Source organism: Pseudomonas sp. B707, from assembly GCF_022496685.1.
Taxonomy (GTDB): Bacteria; Pseudomonadota; Gammaproteobacteria; order Pseudomonadales; family Pseudomonadaceae; genus Aquipseudomonas; species Aquipseudomonas paraglycinae.
In genome coordinates this window covers 233,495-253,087 of sequence record NZ_WTVE01000033.1, presented here as the reverse complement: position 1 = coordinate 253,087, position 19,593 = coordinate 233,495, and the positions used below count along the sequence as shown (strand labels likewise).

Annotated in this window: 14 protein-coding genes; 5 read left to right on the top strand and 9 right to left on the bottom strand. The window is 58.3% G+C overall.

Going from position 1 to position 19,593, the window contains the following annotated elements; genetic code table 11:
- Positions 1 to 62 precede the first annotated feature (62 nt).
- From GQX66_RS23440 to GQX66_RS23410, 7 genes are read right to left on the bottom strand one after another with little or no spacing between them, the layout of a single operon-like run.
- Positions 63 to 1,079 (bottom strand): HAD family hydrolase, encoded by a 1,017-nt coding sequence (locus tag GQX66_RS23440; protein WP_240871778.1) that lies wholly within the window; start codon positions 1,077 to 1,079, stop codon positions 63 to 65.
- Positions 1,076 to 2,392: a hypothetical protein gene (locus GQX66_RS23435; protein WP_240871775.1), complete on the bottom strand. Its 1,317-nt coding sequence runs from the start codon at positions 2,390 to 2,392 to the stop codon at positions 1,076 to 1,078. Before GQX66_RS23435 ends, GQX66_RS23440 begins: the two co-directional genes overlap by 4 nt.
- Positions 2,389 to 3,969, bottom strand: coding sequence for a VWA domain-containing protein (locus GQX66_RS23430; protein ID WP_240871773.1), 1,581 nt, complete (start codon positions 3,967 to 3,969; stop codon positions 2,389 to 2,391). Before GQX66_RS23430 ends, GQX66_RS23435 begins: the two co-directional genes overlap by 4 nt.
- A 1-nt stretch (position 3,970) precedes the next feature.
- Entirely contained in the window at positions 3,971 to 4,963 is a 993-nt protein-coding gene (locus tag GQX66_RS23425) for a VWA domain-containing protein (protein WP_085745684.1), read from the bottom strand.
- Positions 4,950 to 5,456, bottom strand: coding sequence for a DUF4381 domain-containing protein (locus tag GQX66_RS23420; protein WP_085745685.1), 507 nt, complete (start codon positions 5,454 to 5,456; stop codon positions 4,950 to 4,952). The genes GQX66_RS23425 and GQX66_RS23420 overlap by 14 nt, the downstream gene beginning before the upstream one ends.
- Complete coding sequence (locus GQX66_RS23415) at positions 5,453 to 6,388, bottom strand: DUF58 domain-containing protein (protein ID WP_085745686.1); 936 nt, start codon at positions 6,386 to 6,388, stop codon at positions 5,453 to 5,455. The genes GQX66_RS23420 and GQX66_RS23415 overlap by 4 nt, the downstream gene beginning before the upstream one ends.
- Complete coding sequence (locus GQX66_RS23410) at positions 6,385 to 7,365, bottom strand: MoxR family ATPase (protein WP_085745687.1); 981 nt, start codon at positions 7,363 to 7,365, stop codon at positions 6,385 to 6,387. Before GQX66_RS23410 ends, GQX66_RS23415 begins: the two co-directional genes overlap by 4 nt.
- 446 nt (positions 7,366 to 7,811) lie before the next feature.
- Between GQX66_RS23410 and GQX66_RS23405 the strand changes: the two genes are divergently transcribed.
- Entirely contained in the window at positions 7,812 to 8,327 is a 516-nt protein-coding gene (locus GQX66_RS23405) for a cupin domain-containing protein (protein WP_240871770.1), read from the top strand.
- Positions 8,328 to 8,525: 198 nt separating this feature from the next.
- On the opposite strand, the gene GQX66_RS23400 is transcribed toward GQX66_RS23405, so the two are convergent.
- Positions 8,526 to 9,137, bottom strand: coding sequence for a dTMP kinase (locus GQX66_RS23400; RefSeq protein ID WP_102686161.1), 612 nt, complete (start codon positions 9,135 to 9,137; stop codon positions 8,526 to 8,528).
- 148 nt (positions 9,138 to 9,285) lie between these two features.
- Between GQX66_RS23400 and GQX66_RS23395 the strand changes: the two genes are divergently transcribed.
- The 3 genes from GQX66_RS23395 (at position 9,286) to GQX66_RS23385 (ending at position 14,479) form a co-directional block, all read left to right on the top strand.
- Positions 9,286 to 10,419, top strand: coding sequence for an aminotransferase class V-fold PLP-dependent enzyme (locus GQX66_RS23395; RefSeq protein WP_085745690.1), 1,134 nt, complete (start codon positions 9,286 to 9,288; stop codon positions 10,417 to 10,419).
- A gap of 271 nt (positions 10,420 to 10,690) precedes the next feature.
- Positions 10,691 to 13,096 carry a glucose/quinate/shikimate family membrane-bound PQQ-dependent dehydrogenase gene (locus GQX66_RS23390; RefSeq protein ID WP_240871768.1) on the top strand — a complete coding sequence of 802 codons (2,406 nt, stop codon included), beginning with the start codon at positions 10,691 to 10,693 and terminating at the stop codon, positions 13,094 to 13,096.
- 84 nt (positions 13,097 to 13,180) lie between these two features.
- Complete coding sequence (locus GQX66_RS23385; RefSeq protein ID WP_240871767.1) at positions 13,181 to 14,479, top strand: carbohydrate porin; 1,299 nt, start codon at positions 13,181 to 13,183, stop codon at positions 14,477 to 14,479.
- 67 nt (positions 14,480 to 14,546) lie between these two features.
- On the opposite strand, the gene GQX66_RS23380 is transcribed toward GQX66_RS23385, so the two are convergent.
- Positions 14,547 to 16,742, bottom strand: a complete 2,196-nt coding sequence (locus GQX66_RS23380) for an OsmC domain/YcaO domain-containing protein (protein ID WP_240871766.1) — start codon at positions 16,740 to 16,742, stop codon at positions 14,547 to 14,549.
- Between the two features lie 177 nt (positions 16,743 to 16,919).
- Between GQX66_RS23380 and GQX66_RS23375 the strand changes: the two genes are divergently transcribed.
- On the top strand, positions 16,920 to 19,541 hold the full coding sequence (locus GQX66_RS23375; RefSeq protein ID WP_240871764.1) for an EAL domain-containing protein: 2,622 nt from the start codon (positions 16,920 to 16,922) through the stop codon (positions 19,539 to 19,541).
- Positions 19,542 to 19,593: the final 52 nt, after the last annotated feature.

Below are 19,593 nucleotides of genomic sequence, written 5' to 3'. Positions count from 1 at the left end.
CGATTCGAAAGTGCTTTAACGTTACTCGGGCTTTACCGGGGGCCTGGAGGACAAAGCGCTTGTCACTGAGCAGGTTGGCCCGCATCGGCGGGATAGATACGCTTCCATTCTGTCGCCATATCGACAACCGTCCAGCCCCGCTGCCTGGCTTCATCAAGTGCCTTGTCCAGACGACCAATCTGCGACTGACGGTCATACGCCCATTCGCGTTTGGGATCGGTGTGATGTACCAGACCCATGAAGCGTTTGCCAGCGCCGGCAGCAGTCCATTGGAGCATCTGCAGGTCACCGTCTGAGTTGCCAAACGCCAGAATCGGGCGTCGGCCGATAATATTGTCGATGCTCACGGGTTTGCCCGGCCCGTCGTCGTTATGCGCCAACTTCGGGTTGCGCAGGATGGTTGCCTTACCGTCCTTGAACCGGTACGACGTGTCGAACGTTGTACCAATGACCTGCTCGGGCGGGATGCCGTAAACCCTTTCGGCGAAGGCGCGCATGAAGCCTGTGTCCCCACCAGAGACGATGTAGGTCTTGAAACCTTCGCTGCGCAGATAATCAAGCATCTCGAGCATCGGCTGGAAGATCATCTCGGTATAGGGTTTACCGGTCTTTGGATGTCGGGCCTGCGTCAGCCAAGTCTGGGCATAGTCATTGAATTCTTCTGTAGTCATGCCACTGTGCGTCGCACCGACGATTTTCAGCAACCCATCCATGCCGGTCGCAGCCAGCGCTTTATGGTCGTTTTCAAGCACAGCCTTGAAAGGCTGAGTGGTTTTCCATTCAGGGTGCTGCGCCGCCGTGCGTTTGACCTCGTCGAATGCGAATAACACTTCGAAATACGCCGGCTGCTCGCTCCACAAAGTGCCGTCATTATCGAATACAGCAATACGCTCGGCTGGTTTGACGAAATCCTTGCTCGTCTGGTCGGTTACCGACTGGACAAATTCGATGATGCTCTTTTTTGATGGGCCGTCATTCCACGAAGGCAGTGGCTCACCGGCTTGAACCAGATTTGGCAGCGCAATGAGCAACAGCAGGATCAGACCGAAACGACGGAGATGCAGATTCGGGAGACTCATGAGTAATCCTTGTCATGAACGGGGTTGAGCGGTCTCAAGGCTGGTTTCGGCAAGCCTTGTTTCTCTTTGGCCTGACTGTGCAGCTTAGCCAAGGATTGAGGAAGTTCACGCAACGCTTGGTCTTTATTGGTTTTTTCGCCATAAACGGCGCTTAACAGCGTTTGCATATGTGGGTCGAGTGCCGCGAGCTTCACGCCGAATCGACCTCGGCGCAGCCACAGATATATAGCGGTCAGTTGAGGAGGCCGGCCTTCGACCTGCGGTCTGATTTGCCGCCAGGCGTAGTCGGCGGATTGCAATCGTGCCTGATGGCGCGCTTGCTGACGGGTTCGCAAGGCGCGGTAGCCACGAGTCAGCAATGGCCGGGCGAACCAGACGCCGGCGATCAGCAAGCTCACAAGTACCAGCCAGCTCAACCACCGGGTGGAAAGATGCAAGCGACTGTCTTGCCCGAGTTGCCTGAGGTCCTCTGCGATCGAAAACACAGGTTTGTAGGCATTGTTTGCGGTGGCCTCAAACGTGACCGCAGGAACTTGAGCGGTTCGGACCTGATGGGTGCCGGAGTCCCACCATTTCACTTTGATAGCGGGCAACATGTGAGCGCCGGCGCTATCGATACGGTAACTGGCGCTGTCGATCCGTTCACCACCAAGCAAAAAGCCCCGCCCATCGTCCAGATTGCGTATCTGGGGTGTTTTCAGATAACGGCTCAGGCCGTCAACTGTGCCCAACGGTGGCACCGGCAGCGTCATGGCAAGGGCATTGTCGGCTTGCAGAGTCAACTGCCGAGTAATGCTGTCGCCGACTTTCAAGGGCGAGGCTGAATTGATTATGCGTTGGCTCAATCGCAGTCCCGTTGCAACCAGAGGTATTTCATCCGGCTCGAAGCCCGGCGGTTGGGCCGCGCTGAACTGTACTGTTTGACTGGAGGCACTCTGTTCCTCTGTCGCTTGCCCCGGTGTGGCGCGTACGGTCAGCGCCGGGATTGTGAATTCGCGGGCGACATTCGGTGTGATCAGATAGCGATAACGCATGCCGCTGAACGACTGGCCATCGAGCGTCTGATTGAGGTGCTCAGCCTGGCCATCGGGAGGTAATACCCGCGCGCCATCAAGTACCAGCTCAGGCAGGGTGGGAGCGCTGGTAAACCAGGTGTCTGTCAGGATGTCGAGTTGTAACTCCAACATCTCACCGACCATTGCACCATCGGCAGGCTGCAAATGGGTCCGGACCTTGAGTTGGGGCTCGGCAGCGAGGGCGCTTACGCTGCACAGCAACAAGGAGGTCAACGCGAGTGAGGCGGTGAGTCTCATGGCGTGGCTCCTGCTTGGTCCTGCAAGCGGAATTTCTGCTTGAGAAACTTCGCAGGGGAGGTTGTCAGGTTTTGTAACCACAGAGCATCCGAGGTTGCCTGTTCGGTTTCAATCGTCTTGCTTTGGCCTTTTCCCGGTGCCTTGTCGAATTTGACCTGGTCCGGTTTGGTATCTGGGGCATTTTGCTCGGCGCTTTCGGTATCTTTCTGCAAAGCCTGCGCCAAAGCGAGGTTAGCGCTGGCTTCTGGAAACTGCGGTTGCAGTTTCAATGCCTGAGAGTAAGCGGCAATAGCCTCATCGAACTTGAATCGGCGCACATAAATGTTGCCCAGATAAAAATAGGCTTGCGGCGTATCAAGGCGGGCGAATGATGTCAGCGCCAAGTCGTAATCGGCCGCTTTGTAGGCTGCGATACCTTTCCACAACGGGTCGGTAAACAGCTCTGCTGCCTGGGGGAAATGCTCATGTTCGAACGCCCACCGCCCTTGCTGATCCCGGGTGAGAAAAGCATCTGTCAGCGCGTTTGCCTGCGCCGGTGCGCTCGGCCATCCGAGCCCGATTGTCAGCAATAGCGCCGGCATCCAGTTGACACTCCACCCCTTGCGAACACTGAACAACGCCAGCAGTAGAAGCGGCCAGCACAACCAATAACCGGCATCCTTCCAGTGCAATACTCGCTGTTCTTCACTGGCACTACGAAAGTGTTGTTGAGCGTGTCCTTCGACCCAGTCCAGATCATCATTGGTAAGTGTCAGACTGCCCAGCGGTGCGTCCAGGGCAGCAGCCAAATCCTTGAGCGCGGCCGGATCAAAACTGCCGATTACAGGGCGCCCGTCAGCTGCGGTACGAGGCTGGCCGTTGCTGTCGAGAATCACACTACCGTTTTCATTTCCGGCTGCCAGCACAAGAACCTGAAGCGAGCCGCCCTGCAACTGTTTGCCGAGGTTTTCTGACTGGGTGGTGTCGGCACCGTCGGTGATCAACAACAGGGTGCCAGGGGTTTTCTCAGCGTCCAGCAAGCGTTTCGCCTGTTCGATCACCGCCGCAACGTCCTTGCCTTGCTTTTCGATCAGTCCCGTATCTAGCGCCTGGATGAACGTGTCCAACAGTTCTGGGTCGTTCGTCGCAGGCAAGACCAGATGTGCGGTTCCTGCGTAGGCGATCAGTCCGGTGCGGGCGCCGGCTCTTCGCTGAATCAAGTCATGAAGTTTATGTTTGACCGCTTCCAGCCGCGTAGGCTGAATATCATTGGCATCCATCGACGGAGACAGATCGAGGGCGATGATCAACGGTGCACGATTTTCCAGAAAGTCCGGGCGATCCTGTTCCCAGGTCGGTCCGGCAGCAGCCACTGCGCCAAGCACCAGCAGGGCGCACAGTAAATGTACCGGCCGCAGTCGTTGACGGTCCTGTGGCGTGAGTAACAGATGTGGCAGCAAATGCTCTGCAATCTTGCCACGCAGGCTGCGCTGAAGATCGCGACTTTGGCGCCAGATCCACGGCAGCAGTGCTCCGAACGCAGCCAACAGAAGCCATGGCGGACGCAGGAAATGGAAGTCGCTGAGGTTTATGTCCATCTCACACCTCCTGACGCCGGCTCGAGTTGACCATACGGGGCCCGAGCAGCGCGGATATGTGATACAGAGCCAACAATACGAGCGCCGCCCCCATCGGCCAGAAGAACAACTCACGCTGGGATTGGTGGCTAAAAGTTTTGACCTGGTGCGGGGTGAGGCGGTCGAGTGTGCTGTACACCTGATCAAGCGCGGTGCGATCTTCGGCCCGAAAGAATTGGCCGCCTGTGGTTTTGGCAATACGCTCCAGCTCGCTCAGATTGACTTTGGCTTCGCCCGTAGCACCGGGATCGCCAATGCCGATTGTATGAATCATTACGCCCTTGGCACCGGCCATTTCCGCGGCGTGACCCGGCGTAATTGCACTACTGGTGTCGTTACCGTCGGTGAGCAGTATCAGGATTTTTTCCTGTTCCTGGGCTTTTTCCAGCATTTTGAGGCCAAGACCAATGGCATCGCCGATCGCGGTATTGGGCCCCGCCATGCCAATGCCAGTGTCGTTCAGCAACAGTGACAGGCTAGCGTGATCGAGTGTCAATGGCGCCTGAGGGTATGCGCCGCTGCCAAATACGATCAAACCGATGCGATCCTCCTTGCGTTTGTCGATAAACCCCTGCACGACGGCTTTGACCGCAGCGAGGCGATTGGTCTTTTGTCCATTAGCGTCAGTGAAGTCTTCGGTCTCCATTGACTGCGAAATATCGATGGCCAGCAGCAGATCCCGCACGGGTTGTTGTCGCTCGATAGGCTTTTCAATGAACACGGGGCGAGAGGCGGCAACCAGTAGCAGCGCCCATATCACCAGATTCAACAGCAATTGCCAGCGATTGCCGCGGCTGCCAGCAGATGACGGCGTCTCACCCACCGCGCGGCTCATTGCGTTGAAAAAGGGCACGCGCAAAGCACTTCGAGCTTCACGGTAGGCGGGCAGATAACGGTAAGTAACCCAAGGCAACGGCAAAAGAATCAGCAACCATGGATATTCAAGCTGCCACATGATGCCGCTCCACCCATAGTCTACAAGTATCAAATAATGCATCGCGCCGGGGGGCGGGGAGGGCGAGCAGGGTGGCGTCCGGGGCATAGGCCAGCGTCGCGAGTTGTTGCGCGAACTTCTCGGGGAGCGGCTGATCGACGTGGGCTTGAAGGAAAATCTGCCACTCAGAACTCTGCAACGCTGCAGCAGCGGCGCTCGAGGTAAGCGATCTTGGTCCCTGCATAGACAGTGCTACACGCTTGAGCAGTTCAGGCAGTTCCCGGAGCGCATACAACTCGTCACTATTGGTGCGCAACTGCTCCAGCTGTGCCAGCGCCTCGCGCCGGTAGCGATCACGACGCCATTGAATCAAGCGCCTGGTGCCAATGATCACGGCAGCCAGTAGTAAAGTCGCCAATAGCAACCACCAACCCCAGGTTTGCGGCGAATAGCTGACGGGCGGGGGCAGCGCCAACTCCTTGAGTTGCGCGACACTCGGAACGTTCGCGCTCATGGTCGTCCCCCCGGTTGTTTACCCAGCTCTGCCCGCAATTGAGTGAGCGACTCTTCGGCAGTACTGAACATCATCAACGGTACCTGGCTGCGGCGGAGCAGGGTGGCAACATCTTTGAGCCGTCCGCCGAGATAGTCACCCAGTGGTTGATGCACCTGACGGCGGCCCACCGCCAGCTCCACCTGTAATTCGCCTTGAGTCACCAACAACCTGCCGTCGGTTGGCAGATTTATCGCAATCGGGTCATAGACTTGCATGGCAATCACATCATTGTGTGCCGCCAGTTGCCGCATCAGTTGCAACGTACGCTCACCCGCACCTGCGAAGTCGCTGACGATGCATATCAAGTGGTCATGGCCGGCCAACGCCAGGCAACGCTGCAGAACCTTGTCGAGTTGATCGGCGTCTTCGGCATCGGGACTGGACGCATCAAGCTCCTGATTCTGCGCAGCGATACGACTGCATAATGCCTCCACTCGCTTGCGGCTGCGCAAGGGTGAAATGCTGTCGATACGGGAGTCGTTGAACACCAGACCACCCACTCGGTCGCCAGCGTTGAATACAATCCACGCAGCCAGCACCCCAAGTTCGGCAGCGACGACGGACTTGAAGCTGCGCTGAGAGCCGAAGAACATCGACATGCGTTGATCGACCAGAATCAGAGCAGGGCGGTCGCGTTCTTCTGTGAAAGTGCGCACCACAGGCTTGCCGGTACGCAACGAAGCCCGCCAGTCCAAATGCCGCAAATCGTCGCCGGGCTGGTAACGGCGCAATTCGTCAAAGTTCAGGCCTCTGCCACGCAAGCGCGAAGCATGATTGCCGGCGAGAATGCTGCCCTGAGGTTGACGCGCAGCAAAGCTGAGCCCTCGAGCCGGAAACTCCAACGCCATCAATTGGGCGAGAGATACATAGACAAACCCGTCACTGCTCATGCCGGAATAGCTACCTTGTCCAGTATCCGATCCAGCACTTGGTCAGCCGTCACTCCATCGGCCACTGCGTCATAGCTAAGCTGTATACGATGACGTAGCACCGGATGCACCACGGCGCGCACGTTATCCGGCGAGACGAAGTCCTGGCCTAGCAACCACGCATCGGCGCGGGCGCAGCGATCAAGGCCGATGCCACCACGCGGACTGGCGCCAATATTGATCCAGCGGCCCAGATCTTCGTCATAGTCAGCCGGATAGCGGGTGGCATTGATCAGGTCGATTAGATAACGGTCAATGGCGGGCGAAACATGTATGGCGCTGACTTCCTTACGCGCTGCGAAGATCACATCCTGGGCGAGCTCGAAGTTGTTCTTGGACGCTGTGTTCGAACCTTTGGTGAATTCTTCGTCGCGTAGCAGGCGCAGCACCTGACTTTCATTTTCAGCGCTGGGATAATCGAGCAAGACTTTCATCAGAAAACGATCCATTTGCGCTTCCGGCAGCGGGTAGGTGCCTTCCTGCTCAATGGGGTTTTGGGTCGCGACTACGATAAATAACTCTGGCAAAGGATGACTGTTGCCGGCTACGGTGATCTGTCGTTCCTCCATCGCTTCAAGCAACGCGGCCTGAACTTTGGCCGGTGCGCGATTGATCTCGTCTGCAAGAATCAGGTTGCCAAACAGCGGGCCCGGTTGGAAACGGATTTCATTGCGACCCTCGACCTGATGCAGTACCTCTGCACCAGTGATATCTGATGGCAACAGATCCGGCGTGAACTGAATGCGGCTCATCTTTGCATCAAGATGCTTGGATAGCGCCTTCACCGTGCGCGTCTTGGCCAACCCTGGAAGACTTTCTAGCAGCAAATGCCCGTTAGCCAGCAACCCCAGCAAAATCTGACGGATCACCTGATCCTGCCCGAGCACTGACTCAGAGATATTGGCCTGCAAAGCGTTGAGGTCGGTCAGTGCACTCATTCGAAATCCCTTATGAAATGGAGGCTCAAGGCTTGCGCATAAACGAATCGTCGCAGACAAAGATAGGCCAGGAATTTGATCAGCGCTTGTGTATCGGGAAAAAGTTGAGGCGATGATCCGACCCGATCGTAGTGAGGAGCTTCGGCAAGTTGGCGGATACGCTGGCGAGCGGGGCATCGTTATCTACGCCGTCAACGCACAGGATCCGACCTGTGATAGAAAGAAAATACGTAGAGTGGTCGAGCTAAGAATTCCACTATGAGAGCACGGTGGTGGTACAAGGCTAAGTTTGGCACCGGAGGTTCAGGTGCGTAATCTTTATTTAAAAGCAGATGATTCAGATAAAATGTGGTTTCGAGCAGGGGACTTTGGGCCTCTTCTATAACTCAACTAAACGGTCATTTAGTCGAGTTATTACAGATCGTATTGAAACGATGGAGCAGGTCATGAATCCACGCCCGATTACTGCATCGAACCTGATTGCGTCACTGGACCTTGAGCCTCACGTCGAAGGTGGTTTCTTTCGCAGAACCTACCAGGCCGATCATCGGGACATGCTCGAAACCGCCGGTGGGCCGCGTTATCTGATGACGTCGATTTACTACCTGTTGACCGAAGAATCACCGGTCGGCCAGTTTCATTTCAACCATTCGGACATCCTGCATTATTTCCATCTGGGCGATGCCATTGAGTACAGCTTGATCCTTGAAGACGGTTCACTGCAGACGTTGGTGATGGGCAGCGATGTTCTAGCCGGACAACATTTGCAATTGCACGTACCGGGCGGAATCTGGAAAGCCTCCAGATTGCTGAATGGTTCGAACGGATTTGGTTTGATCAGCGAAGCGGTTTCACCAGGGTTTGATTTCGCGGATATGGAAATGGGGAATCGGCAGAAACTCACAGCGCAGTATCCGCAGCATCGAGTGCTGATTGAAAAGCTGACGCGTGACGAGGATTGAGCGCAGCACATTTCAAATGGAGAGATCTGCAGGCACCAAGGATCAGGTCCTTGAGAGCGATGCTGGAGATTGAAATGGTGTGCGCAACCGGGCTGACTTCGTAATACTTTGTTACGTGTAATGTATATTATGTTAAATGATGTGTCTGGGCGGAACTTTATGAACTCCCGCCTAAAACCATCTGATCCACCTCGGCAATCAGTTGAACAATTCATAGATCTCAGAAACCACCTGCATCGTCGCATCCTCGACCGTTCCTTCATTACGGCACAAAACCCAACCATGATCGGCAGCTGCTTGCTCGAACATCTCCGTACACGCGACATGCTCTGCGTGCTTTTGAATCACAGTACCGCCCAGTCCTCTGGATCGTGCCGTTGCCCTGGCCCATGAAATATCCGGCGTGGTGACGACGCCGACATGCAGGTCTGGCACCTGCACGTTTTGCTCGATATTCAACTGGAGAATCTCTGCAAACGGGACGGTATGGCGAAACGCGGCGTCAGACGGATACCAGCGATCGATCAAGACAATGCTGCCCAGCGGCTGCTTAGTCAGCACGTGCCGGGAGATCCAGCTACGGCTATCAGCAAAGCGCTGACACACAGCCCACTCCAGATCCCGGGAGGGATTTCTGGCAAGTTCGTTAACGAGGGCCATCGTGGCACCCCGGTACGGATCGCTTTTTCTCTCGCAAAGCCGGATGACTTTCTTGTTGTCGGCCCTCAGTACTGCCGTAACCGCTTCCAATAATGTGGTCTTGCCGGTTCCTTTTGGCCCATCCAGAGAAATAAACAGCGGACGATTCATTTTTCACACAACGATTGAGGCATTGATGACCACTCTATCCTCATTTCTGCAATTCGATCAGCTCATCCCTGCCCTTTGCCTAGACTTGCTTCCCAATGATGTTCGCCAGACCTTTCGACTGCCAGGGAATCACATAAGGAGCCACCCCATGTCAAAGCTATATCCCGGAATCGATCCTGAAGGGCTTATCGAGTACTCAGTGGTTTACACCGACCGCTCGCTGAACCACATGTCGCAGTCGTTTCAGGCCGTGATGAAGAACATTTCCCAGACCCTGAAACAGGTCTACAACGCCGAGGCCGTTGCGGTGGTTCCGGGCAGCGGCACATTCGGCATGGAAGCGGTGGCACGCCAGTTCGCCACCGGCCAGCAATGTCTGGTGATACGCAACGGCTGGTTCAGTTATCGCTGGAGCCAGATCCTTGACACCGGCAACATCCCGGCAGCCACGACGGTGCTGAAAGCCCGACCGGTCGAAACGGGTCGCCAGGCTGCCTACGCCCCGCCACCTCTGGACGAAGTGCTGGCAGCCATTGCGGCTTCGAGGCCGCAGATTGTCTTCGCCCCCCACGTTGAAACCTCATCAGGGATTATCCTGCCCGACGAGTACCTGCGGGCCGTCGGCGACGCCGTGCATGCGGTGGGTGGGCTGTTCGTGCTGGACTGCATCGCTTCCGGCACGCTTTGGGTTGATATGCACAAATGCGCCGTCGACCTGCTGATCAGCGCACCGCAAAAAGGCTGGAGCGCCTCCCCTTGCTGCGCTCTGGTGATGTTCAGTGCTCTGGCCCTCGAACGCATCGAGCAAACGCAAAGCAGCAGCTTCGCCTGCGACCTGAAAAAGTGGCTGCAGATCATGCAGGCCTACGAACAGGGCGGACATGCCTACCACGCGACCATGCCCAGCGATTCCCTCGCGCGGTTCAACGACGTAATGAAAGAGACGCAGGTCTACGGTTTCGACAAGGTCCGCGACGACCAGCAGGTTCTGGGTGACCGGGTGCGCGCCATGTTGGCCGGCAAAGGCTTTAAAAGCGTGGCCGCAGCCGGCTTTCAGGCGCCAGGCGTCGTGGTGAGCTACACCGATGATGCCGATATCAAAAACGGTAAGAAATTTGCCAGCCACGGCCTGCAGATCGCCGCTGGGGTGCCGCTGCAATGCGATGAACCGGCCGACTTCCAGACCTTTCGTATCGGTCTGTTCGGACTCGAAAAGCTGCACAACATCGAGCGGACGGTCAGCACCCTCGAGCGGGCACTGGATGAGCTGATGGTTAGCTAAGCTTTCATCTCGGCCGCAGCCAATACTGTTCCCGCAGATCCTGTCTGGCGGGAACCACCAGGCCGTGATCAACCTGTCATAAATTCCATATCTGCTGGCAAATAGAAGACTTTTCCACTGTTCCAATAGCACCTGAGGTGCCGCGAAGACAAGGCCAGCGTCGATCCGTCGCACCATTGAGCGCCAAAACCCCTTTCATTCTGATTTAGTGATTTAACTAGGTAGTTACCTAACTATATAATGCCCTCCTCATTTCAACGGGACATTCAACGTGAAGCAGAGTCAACGCCTCTCGGGCATATCAACATTCATTCTGGTCGGGCTGGGCGTGATCATCGCCCTGCTCGGCCTGGCACTGGCCGCTGGCGGTGTGAAATTGGTCAGCCTGGGAGGCTCCTGGTACTTCCTGGTGGGTGGTCTGGCGATGGCCATTTCCGGTCTGCTGATCGCACGTCGCAAGCCTGCCGGCGCCTGGCTGTTCGCGGCGTTTCTGCTGGGGACGGCGATCTGGGCAGTGATCGACGCAGGGCTGGTGTTCTGGCCGGTGTTCTCGCGTTTGTTCATGTTCAGTGCCGTGGGCCTGGTGGTCGCGCTGGTTTATCCGCTGCTTAAACGCGCCAATGGCGACGTTGCGGGTCGTGGAGCTTACGGCGTTGCCGCTGTTCTGGCGGTTGGACTCGCGGTAGCTGCCGGCAACATGTTCGTCGCACACCCGACCGTTGCCCCTACTGGCACCGGCCCGGGCCTGACGCCGGTCGAGCCGGAAAAAGCGCAGAAAGACTGGGCGCACTACGGTAATACCGAGGGTGGCAGCCGCTTCGCCGCGCTGGACCAGATCAATCGCAGCAACGTCGACAAGTTGAAAGTCGCGTGGACCTACCACACCGGCGACATCGCCGAGAGCGACGGCAACGGCGCCGAAGACCAGCTGACTCCGCTGCAGATCGGCAACAAAGTCTTCATCTGCACCCCGCACAACAACCTGATCGCACTCGATGCCGACACCGGTAAAGAAATCTGGAAAAACGCGATCAATGCTCAATCCAAAGTCTGGCAGCGTTGCCGTGGCATGGCCTATTTCGACGCCAGCGCCGCCGTCGCCAAACCGGCCAGTTCGCCGGTTACCGAGACCCCGGTCGCACCCGCCGCCAACTGCACGCGCCGTCTGCTGACCAACACCATCGACGCCCGCCTGATCGCAGTCGATGCCGACACCGGCGAGTTCTGCCAGGGTTTCGGCACCAACGGCCAGGTCGATCTGAAGGCCGGTCTGGGTGATGTCCCGGACAGCTACTATCAACTGTCCTCCGCGCCGCTGATGGCCGGCACCACCGTGGTGGTTGGCGGTCGCGTTGCCGACAACGTGCAGACCGACATGCCGGGCGGCGTGATCCGTGGTTTCGACGTGATGACCGGCGCCATGCGCTGGGCATTCGACCCGGGCAACCCGCAGGATAAAAACGCACCGGCAGACGGCAGCACCTACGTGCGCAGCACGCCGAACAGCTGGGCGCCGATGTCCTATGACCCGGCGACCAACACGATCTTCCTGCCGATGGGCAGTTCGTCCACCGACATCTATGGTGTCGAGCGCAGCAAACTGGACCACACCTACGGCGCTTCGATCCTGGCGCTGGACGCCAACAGCGGCGAAGAAAAGTGGGTCTACCAGACCGTACACAACGACCTCTGGGACTTCGACCTGCCGATGCAGCCAAGCCTGATCGACTTCACCAAGGACGGTAAAACCGTTCCGGCGGTGGTGATCGGCACCAAGGCCGGGCAGATTTACGTGCTCGACCGCGCCACCGGCAAACCGTTGACCGACGTTAAAGAAGTACCGGTCAAGGCGGCCAACATTCCGAACGAACCCTACTCGCCAACCCAGCCGAAATCGGTCGGCATGCCGCAGATCGGTGCTCAACACCTGACCGAATCGGACATGTGGGGCGCCACGCCGTACGACCAGTTGCTGTGCCGGATCGATTTCAAGTCGATGCGTTACGACGGCTTGTACACCGCGCCGGGCACTGACAAATCCCTGAGTTTCCCGGGTTCGCTGGGCGGCATGAACTGGGGCAGCATTTCCACTGACCCGGTGCACGGTTTCATCTTCGTCAACGACATGCGTCTGGGCCTGTGGATTCAGATGATCCCGTCGCAGAATAAAGGCCAGGCAACCTCCGGTGGTGAAGCGTTGAACACCGGTATGGGCGCCGTTCCGCTGAAAGGCACGCCTTACGCAGTGAACAAGAACCGCTTCCTGTCGGTTGCCGGCATTCCGTGCCAGGCCCCACCGTTCGGTACGCTGACCGCCATCGACATGAAAACCCAGAAAGTCGCCTGGCAAGTTCCGGTCGGCACCGTTGAAGACACAGGCCCCCTGGGCATCCGCATGCACCTGCCGATCAAGATCGGTCTGCCAACCCTCGGCGGCACGCTGTCGACCCAGGGCGGCCTGATCTTCATCGCCGGCACCCAGGACTTCTATCTGCGCGCCTTCAACAGCGCCAACGGTGAAGAAATCTGGAAAGCGCGTCTGCCGGTCGGCAGCCAGGGTGGCCCGATGACCTATGTGTCGCCGAAAACCGGCAAGCAATATGTGGTTATCACCGCCGGTGGCGCTCGCCAGTCGACCGACCGTGGCGACTACGTGATGGCGTACGCCCTGCCGTAAACCGCAGCGCCCTCCTTCACTTCACTTGTGCGCGGCACCTTCGGGTGCCGCGTCGTTTCATGTCCTTCGCTCTGGATTTCAGCAATGTCATTGGCTGTTCGCTTTTCTCACGCCGGCGTATTCACCGGCATGCTGTTCGGTCTCACCTGCGGCGCTGCCCTGCCCGCCCTCGCCGATACCGATTCGAACGTGTTCACCCGCAGCACCCTGACCGGCGACTGGGGCGGCCTGCGCCACCAGCTCGATAAAGACGGCATCAAGTTCACCGGCGATTACACCGGCGAAACCGCCTACAACGCCGACGGCGGCCTGCATCGCTCGGCGCGCTATTCGCAGAACATCAAGCTCGGCGCGCAGTTCGACCTGAGCAAACTGTACGGCGTCGACAACGCCGGCAAGATCCAGCTGAGCATCAACGACCGTCGCGGCAACAGTGCCTCCGAAGATCTGGTCGGCAACCGTCTGCCCATCCAGGAAAACTACGGCGGCCTCTACACGCGCCTGACCGAGCTGAGCTACGAGCGCAGCCTGTTTACCCCGGCGCTGAACGTCAAACTTGGCTACATGGCCATGGGCAACGACCTCGGCGGGCTGGACAGCGGCATTCTCTGCAACTTCATGAACGCCGGTTTCTGCGGTCATCCGCTGAACATGTCCGGTGGCAGCGGCTGGACTAACTACCCCAACGCCCACCTCGGTGTACGGGTGAAATACGACCTCTCCCCTGCCTGGCAACTGCGCGTGGCCGCGTTCAATGTCGACCCGGAAAGCAACGGCAATTCCAGCCGCGCCTGGCACCTGGGCCCGAAACACACCACCGGCACCGTGGTGCCGATCGAGCTGGTCTACAAGCAGGCCGGCAAACTGCCCGGCGAGTACAAGCTCGGGTATTACTACGACAGCTCCGACGTTAAACGCATCGGCAGTGACAAGGAAGTGTCCGGACGCGGCGGCCATTACGTCCTGATCGACCAGGCCGTCTGGGCCTCGGACGCCTCTGAAGGTCGCAGCCTGCACGCCTTCGGCCAATATTCGGCGGCCAGCGAAGCAGCTTCGCCGTTCAGCAAGTGGTACGGCACCGGCCTCGTTCTGTACAAGCCTTTTGAGGGCCGTCCGCGTGACACCGTAGCGCTTGGCTACGGCCGCGCAGTGCCGAACCCGCGCAGCCGTGATGTGCAGCAAGACGCGGCGCTGGACAATGGCGCAGCGTTTCCAAACCTGGACAGCGCCGAGCAATTGATCGAACTCGGCTACGGCTACCAAGCCACTCCATGGCTGACGCTGCGCCCGAATATGCAGTACATCATCGAGCCGGGCGCGTTTTCCGGGAAGGACATCGACAATGCATTGGTGTTTGGATTGCAGGTGAAAGCTGCGCTCTGACGCCAAAGTTTGTCGACCACAAAAAAAGCACCCGAAGGTGCTTTTTTTGTGCGTGCCGCCAACCGAATCAACCCGTGAAGCTGGCCCGCGCTGCGTGCAGTTTCTTGTAGCTCTCGATCAGGCGCAGATGGCGATCCAGCCCTTCCAGCTTCATGCTGGTCGGCGTCAGGCCGTAGAAGCGCACGCTGCCGTTGACCGAGCCGATCGCCGCATCCATGCGCTCGTCGCCGAACATGCGGCGGAAGTTGGCTTCGTAGTCTTCCAGCTCCAGATCTTCGTCCAGCTCCATTTCCAGCACCACGTTGACCGCTTGATAGAACAAGCCACGCTCGACGGTGTTGTCGTTGTATTGCAGGAACGCTTCGACCAGATCCTTGGCCTGCTCGTACTTCTGCAAGGCGAGATAGATCAGCAGGCGCAGTTCGAGAATGGTCAACTTGCCCCATGGCGTGTTGTCGTCGAACTCGATGCCGATCAGCGTGGTGATGTCGGTGTAATCGTCCAGCTCGCTGTGTTCCAGGCCTTTGACCAGGTTGCGCAGACCGACTTTGCTGAGGTTGTGCAGGTTGAGGATGTCGGCACGGAATTGCAGCGCTTTGTTGGTGTTGTCCCAGATCAGGTCTTCTACCGGATAGATCTCCGAATAGTCCGGTACCAGAATGCGGCAAGCCTTGGCGCCGATGTGCTCGTAGACCGCCATGTAGACTTCCTTGCCCATGTCTTCAAGGATGCCGAACAGCGTCGCGGCCTCTTCGGCGTTGGAGTTTTCGCCGTTGCCGGAGAAATCCCACTCGACGAATTCGAAGTCGGCCTTGGCGCTGAAGAAACGCCACGACACCACACCGCTGGAGTCGATGAAGTGCTCGACGAAGTTGTTCGGTTCGGTCACGGCCTGGCCCGAGAAGGTCGGCTGTGGCAGATCGTTGAGGCCTTCAAAGCTGCGGCCCTGCAGCAACTCGGTGAGGCTGCGTTCCAGCGCCACTTCGAAGCTCGGGTGCGCGCCGAACGATGCGAACACGCCGCCGGTGCGCGGGTTCATCAGCGTCACGCACATCACCGGGAATTCACCGCCCAGCGACGCGTCCTTGACCAGCACCGGGAAGCCCTGCTCTTCCAGCGCCTTGATCCCGGCGAGAATGCCCGGGTACTTCGCCAGCACCTCTTGCGGCACATCCGGCAGGGCCATTTCGCCTTCGAGGATTTCGCGTTTGACCGCCCGCTCGAAGATTTCCGACAGGCACTGCACCTGGGCTTCCGCCAGGGTGTTGCCGGCGCTCATGCCGTTGCTGAGAAACAGGTTTTCGATCAGGTTGGACGGGAAGTACACCACCTTGTTGTCCGACTGACGTACGAACGGCAGCGAGCAGATGCCGCGCTGGGTGTTGCCGGAATTGGTGTCGTACAGGTGCGAGCCGCGCAGTTCGCCGTCACGGTTGTAGATGCCCAAGCAGTATTCGTCGAGGATTTCTGCAGGCAACTCATCTTTGGCGCCAGGCTTGAACCAGCGCTCGTCCGGGTAATGCACGAACTCGGCATTGGCGATCTCTTCGCCCCAGAACTGATCGTTGTAGAAGAAGTTGCAGTTCAGCCGCTCGATGAACTCGCCCAGCGCCGAGGCCAGCGCGCTCTCTTTGGTCGCGCCCTTGCCGTTGGTGAAGCACATCGGCGACTGCGCATCGCGGATGTGCAGCGACCAGACGTTGGGCACGATGTTGCGCCACGAAGCGATTTCAATCTTCATGCCCAGGTCGGCCAGAATCCCCGACATATTGGCGATGGTCTGTTCCAGCGGCAGGTCCTTGCCGGCAATGCAGGTGCCCGCGCCGGACGTGGACGCCGGCATCAGCAAGGCCTGGGCATCGGCGTCGAGGTTCTCGACTTCCTCGATCACGAACTCCGGCCCGGCCTGTACCACCTTCTTCACCGTGCAACGGTCGATCGAGCGCAGGATGCCCTGGCGATCCTTCTCGGAAATGTCCGCCGGCAGCTCGACCTGGATCTTGAAGATCTGGTTGTAGCGGTTTTCCGGATCGACAATGTTGTTCTGCGACAGACGAATGTTTTCGGTCGGGATATTGCGGGTGCTGCAGTACAACTTTACGAAGTAAGCCGCGCACAAGGCCGACGACGCCAGGAAATAGTCGAACGGACCCGGTGCAGAGCCATCGCCCTTGTAACGGATCGGTTGGTCGGCCACCACCGTGAAGTCATCGAACTTGGCTTCAAGTCGGAGGTTGTCGAGAAAATTGACCTTGATTTCCATGCGGGTTACCAGAATAGCGGGCTAAACAAATTGGCCGCCATTATCCGGCTTTTGAGCGTGAAGTCTTGTGCTTTTGCGCAACGGGGCCTGAGCGGTCAGACACCTTTGGCGAACTTCTGAACATCTCGAAGCTGAAGATGTTCTAGATTGAAGAAGTACCGGATCAAGGACGAGCAAATGGACATTTCCAGCCGTGCGACGTCGTTACCCACCCTGCAGGGCTCTGTCACCCGGCGCCTGGCCATTGCGGTGGGCGCGCTGTTTATTGCCGGCGTGATGGCGGCGACCACTGCGTTGCTCGGCATTGCCACTCAACTGGATGAGGATGACGTCAATGACGTGCGGTTCTATTCCGGCCGAGCGCTGGAAAACCGCATCACGGCATCGAAGAACTACATCACCAGTTACGCCTACTGGACGACAGCGTATGAACGTTTGAGCGGCACGGTCGACACGAACTGGGCGTATACCGAGCAGAACATGGGCAAGACCCTGTTTACCAGCGACGGTTATGACGGTCTGTTCGTGCTTGATCGGGAACGCACCAAATATGCCGTGGTTCGCGGACAAATGCTCGATGCGCAAATGCCCCAGTTCCTTCAGCTTTCGGCGAACAGTCTGGTTGAGCAAGTGCAGAGTCAGCCCGACCTGACCAAGCCCGTCAGTAGTTATTCATTGTTCGAAGGCTGGCCGGCGCTGGTCACCGCGGCGGCGATCCTTCCCAACGATGAGCGCCCAGTGGGCGATCCCCAAAAGACTTCGGTACTGGTATTCGTCGACAAACTGACACCCACCAAGTTGCGCAAGATCGGCAGCGGGTACGGGCTGAACAATCTGTCGCTGGCACCGGACGACAGCATCGACCAGGGCCAGCCCCGCGTCCCGCTGGACAGCACCGGATACAGCCTCGTTGCGGATCTGGAGCGACCGGGCCTGCATCTGCTGTGGTCATTGTTGCCCACCCTCGGCTCCGCCTTGATTGTGTTGATGGCGCTGACGGCCTGGTTCTTTCGCCATGCATTGCGTTCCTCGCGCTATGTCGACAACAGTTTTGAAGCGATGCAGGCCTCGAATCAGGCACTGCTGGCGTCCAACCGCGCACTGGAAGCCAGCGAAGAGCGCTTCCGGGCGGTGGCCGAAGCCGCGTCCGACTGGATCTGGGAAGTGGATGAAGTGTTGTCCATCACCTATCTGTCGACCCGGTTCAGTGCAGTCACCGGCTATCCGCAGGCCCAGTGGATCGGGAAACACATCGGGCACTTGCTGGTCTGCGACACCACGCCGCTGGATCTGTGGCTGAAAAAACTCGATGAGGAGAACAACGCCAGCGACCTGCGCTGCACCTACCGTGACCGCAAGGAACAACAGCGCCACTGCCGCCTCTCGGCCCGGCCCATCGTGGAAAGAGCGGCAGTCGTCGGCTATCGCGGCACGGCCAGCGACATCACCGATGAAGTCGCCGCCCATGCGCAGATCCAGCACCTGTCCTTGCATGACGCGCTGACGGGACTGCCCAACCGCAACAAACTGTCGCGCTATCTGGACGACGCTCTGCTGCTCAAGGAACACGCTCCGCCTGTGTCGCTGTTGATGATTGACCTAGACAATTTCAAGCCGATCAACGATTCGCTCGGCCACCCCGCCGGCGATGCTGTTTTGCAGGAGGTTGCCGGCCGACTGCGCGAATGCACGCGTGACCACGATATCGTCGCCCGTCTGGGCGGTGACGAGTTCGTCGTTGTGCTCTGCGGCATGGACACGCATCAGGAGATCGACAGGTTCTGCACACGCCTGATCGGCAGCCTGCATCAGCCCATCCTCTTCGAACAGCAACCGTTGCACATCGGCGCCAGCATCGGAATCGCCCTGAGCCGGCGTCACGGGTACATCGCCAGCGAGCTGATCCGTTGCGCGGACATTGCGCTGTACCAGGCCAAATCCGAAGGCAAGAACACCTGGTGCTATTTCGAAGCGCACATGAGCGATCAGATCCAGACCCGTCGGCAGATGGAGGACGACCTTCGAAGGGCCCTGACGAACAATGAGTTCGTGCTGCACTATCAACCCCGATACAAAGTCGATGGCAAGCAGATCGTCTCGGTCGAGGCACTGGTGCGCTGGCAGCATCCTGCCAAAGGCTTGCTCGGGCCGGATTTATTCATTCCGCTGGCCGAACAGACCGACCTGATTGTTCCCCTCGGTCGCTGGGTCCTGCGTGAGGCTTGTGAAACGGCACTGACCTGGCCGGCGGACATTCTCCTGTCGGTCAACCTGTCACCTGCGCAGTTTGCGATCAGCGATGTGGTCGAAGATGTACGCGAAGTGCTGGTCGGCACTCGCTTCCCGGCCAGCCGGCTGGAGCTGGAAATCACCGAGAACGTAATGCTCAACGACACGGACGGCGCGCTGACCACCATGACCGCGCTCAAGGAACTGGGGGTGCGCCTGAACATGGATGACTTCGGCACCGGTTATTCCTCCCTTGGCTATCTGCGGGCATACCCGTTCGATGGCATCAAGATCGACAAACGCTTCATCGCGTCCATTAGCACCGGCGCCAATGATCGGGCGGTGGTACAGGCCATCATCGGACTGGGTAAAGCGATGGGGCTGACCGTGACCGCCGAAGGCGTCGAAACCGAGGAACAACTGGACATCCTGGGCAAGGATCAATGCAACGAAGTTCAGGGTTATTACATGAGTCGCCCGATCGACAAGGCGGCCTTCGCCAGTCTTCTGCAAACATCAAGAGTCGCTGTTGTCGATCCTTCCAGACAGCGAAAAGGCCGGGTGACCTGAGGACGCTGACTCAGCACATCCGCTCAATCGCGGCGCGACTGTTTGCTTCAGT

What these genes read in the sequence shown, in the direction of transcription:
- GQX66_RS23440 (WP_240871778.1), bottom strand. Translation starts at nt 1,079, where the DNA reads ATGAGTCTCCCGAATCTGCATCTCCGTCGTTTCGGTCTGATCCTGCTG.
- GQX66_RS23435 (WP_240871775.1), bottom strand. Translation starts at nt 2,392, where the DNA reads ATGAGACTCACCGCCTCACTCGCGTTGACCTCCTTGTTGCTGTGCAGC.
- GQX66_RS23430 (WP_240871773.1), bottom strand. Translation starts at nt 3,969, where the DNA reads ATGGACATAAACCTCAGCGACTTCCATTTCCTGCGTCCGCCATGGCTT.
- GQX66_RS23425 (WP_085745684.1), bottom strand. Translation starts at nt 4,963, where the DNA reads ATGTGGCAGCTTGAATATCCATGGTTGCTGATTCTTTTGCCGTTGCCT.
- GQX66_RS23420 (WP_085745685.1), bottom strand. Translation starts at nt 5,456, where the DNA reads ATGAGCGCGAACGTTCCGAGTGTCGCGCAACTCAAGGAGTTGGCGCTG.
- GQX66_RS23415 (WP_085745686.1), bottom strand. Translation starts at nt 6,388, where the DNA reads ATGAGCAGTGACGGGTTTGTCTATGTATCTCTCGCCCAATTGATGGCG.
- GQX66_RS23410 (WP_085745687.1), bottom strand. Translation starts at nt 7,365, where the DNA reads ATGAGTGCACTGACCGACCTCAACGCTTTGCAGGCCAATATCTCTGAG.
- GQX66_RS23405 (WP_240871770.1), top strand. Translation starts at nt 7,812, where the DNA reads ATGAATCCACGCCCGATTACTGCATCGAACCTGATTGCGTCACTGGAC.
- GQX66_RS23400 (WP_102686161.1), bottom strand. Translation starts at nt 9,137, where the DNA reads ATGAATCGTCCGCTGTTTATTTCTCTGGATGGGCCAAAAGGAACCGGC.
- GQX66_RS23395 (WP_085745690.1), top strand. Translation starts at nt 9,286, where the DNA reads ATGTCAAAGCTATATCCCGGAATCGATCCTGAAGGGCTTATCGAGTAC.
- GQX66_RS23385 (WP_240871767.1), top strand. Translation starts at nt 13,181, where the DNA reads ATGTCATTGGCTGTTCGCTTTTCTCACGCCGGCGTATTCACCGGCATG.
- GQX66_RS23380 (WP_240871766.1), bottom strand. Translation starts at nt 16,742, where the DNA reads ATGGAAATCAAGGTCAATTTTCTCGACAACCTCCGACTTGAAGCCAAG.
- GQX66_RS23375 (WP_240871764.1), top strand. Translation starts at nt 16,920, where the DNA reads ATGGACATTTCCAGCCGTGCGACGTCGTTACCCACCCTGCAGGGCTCT.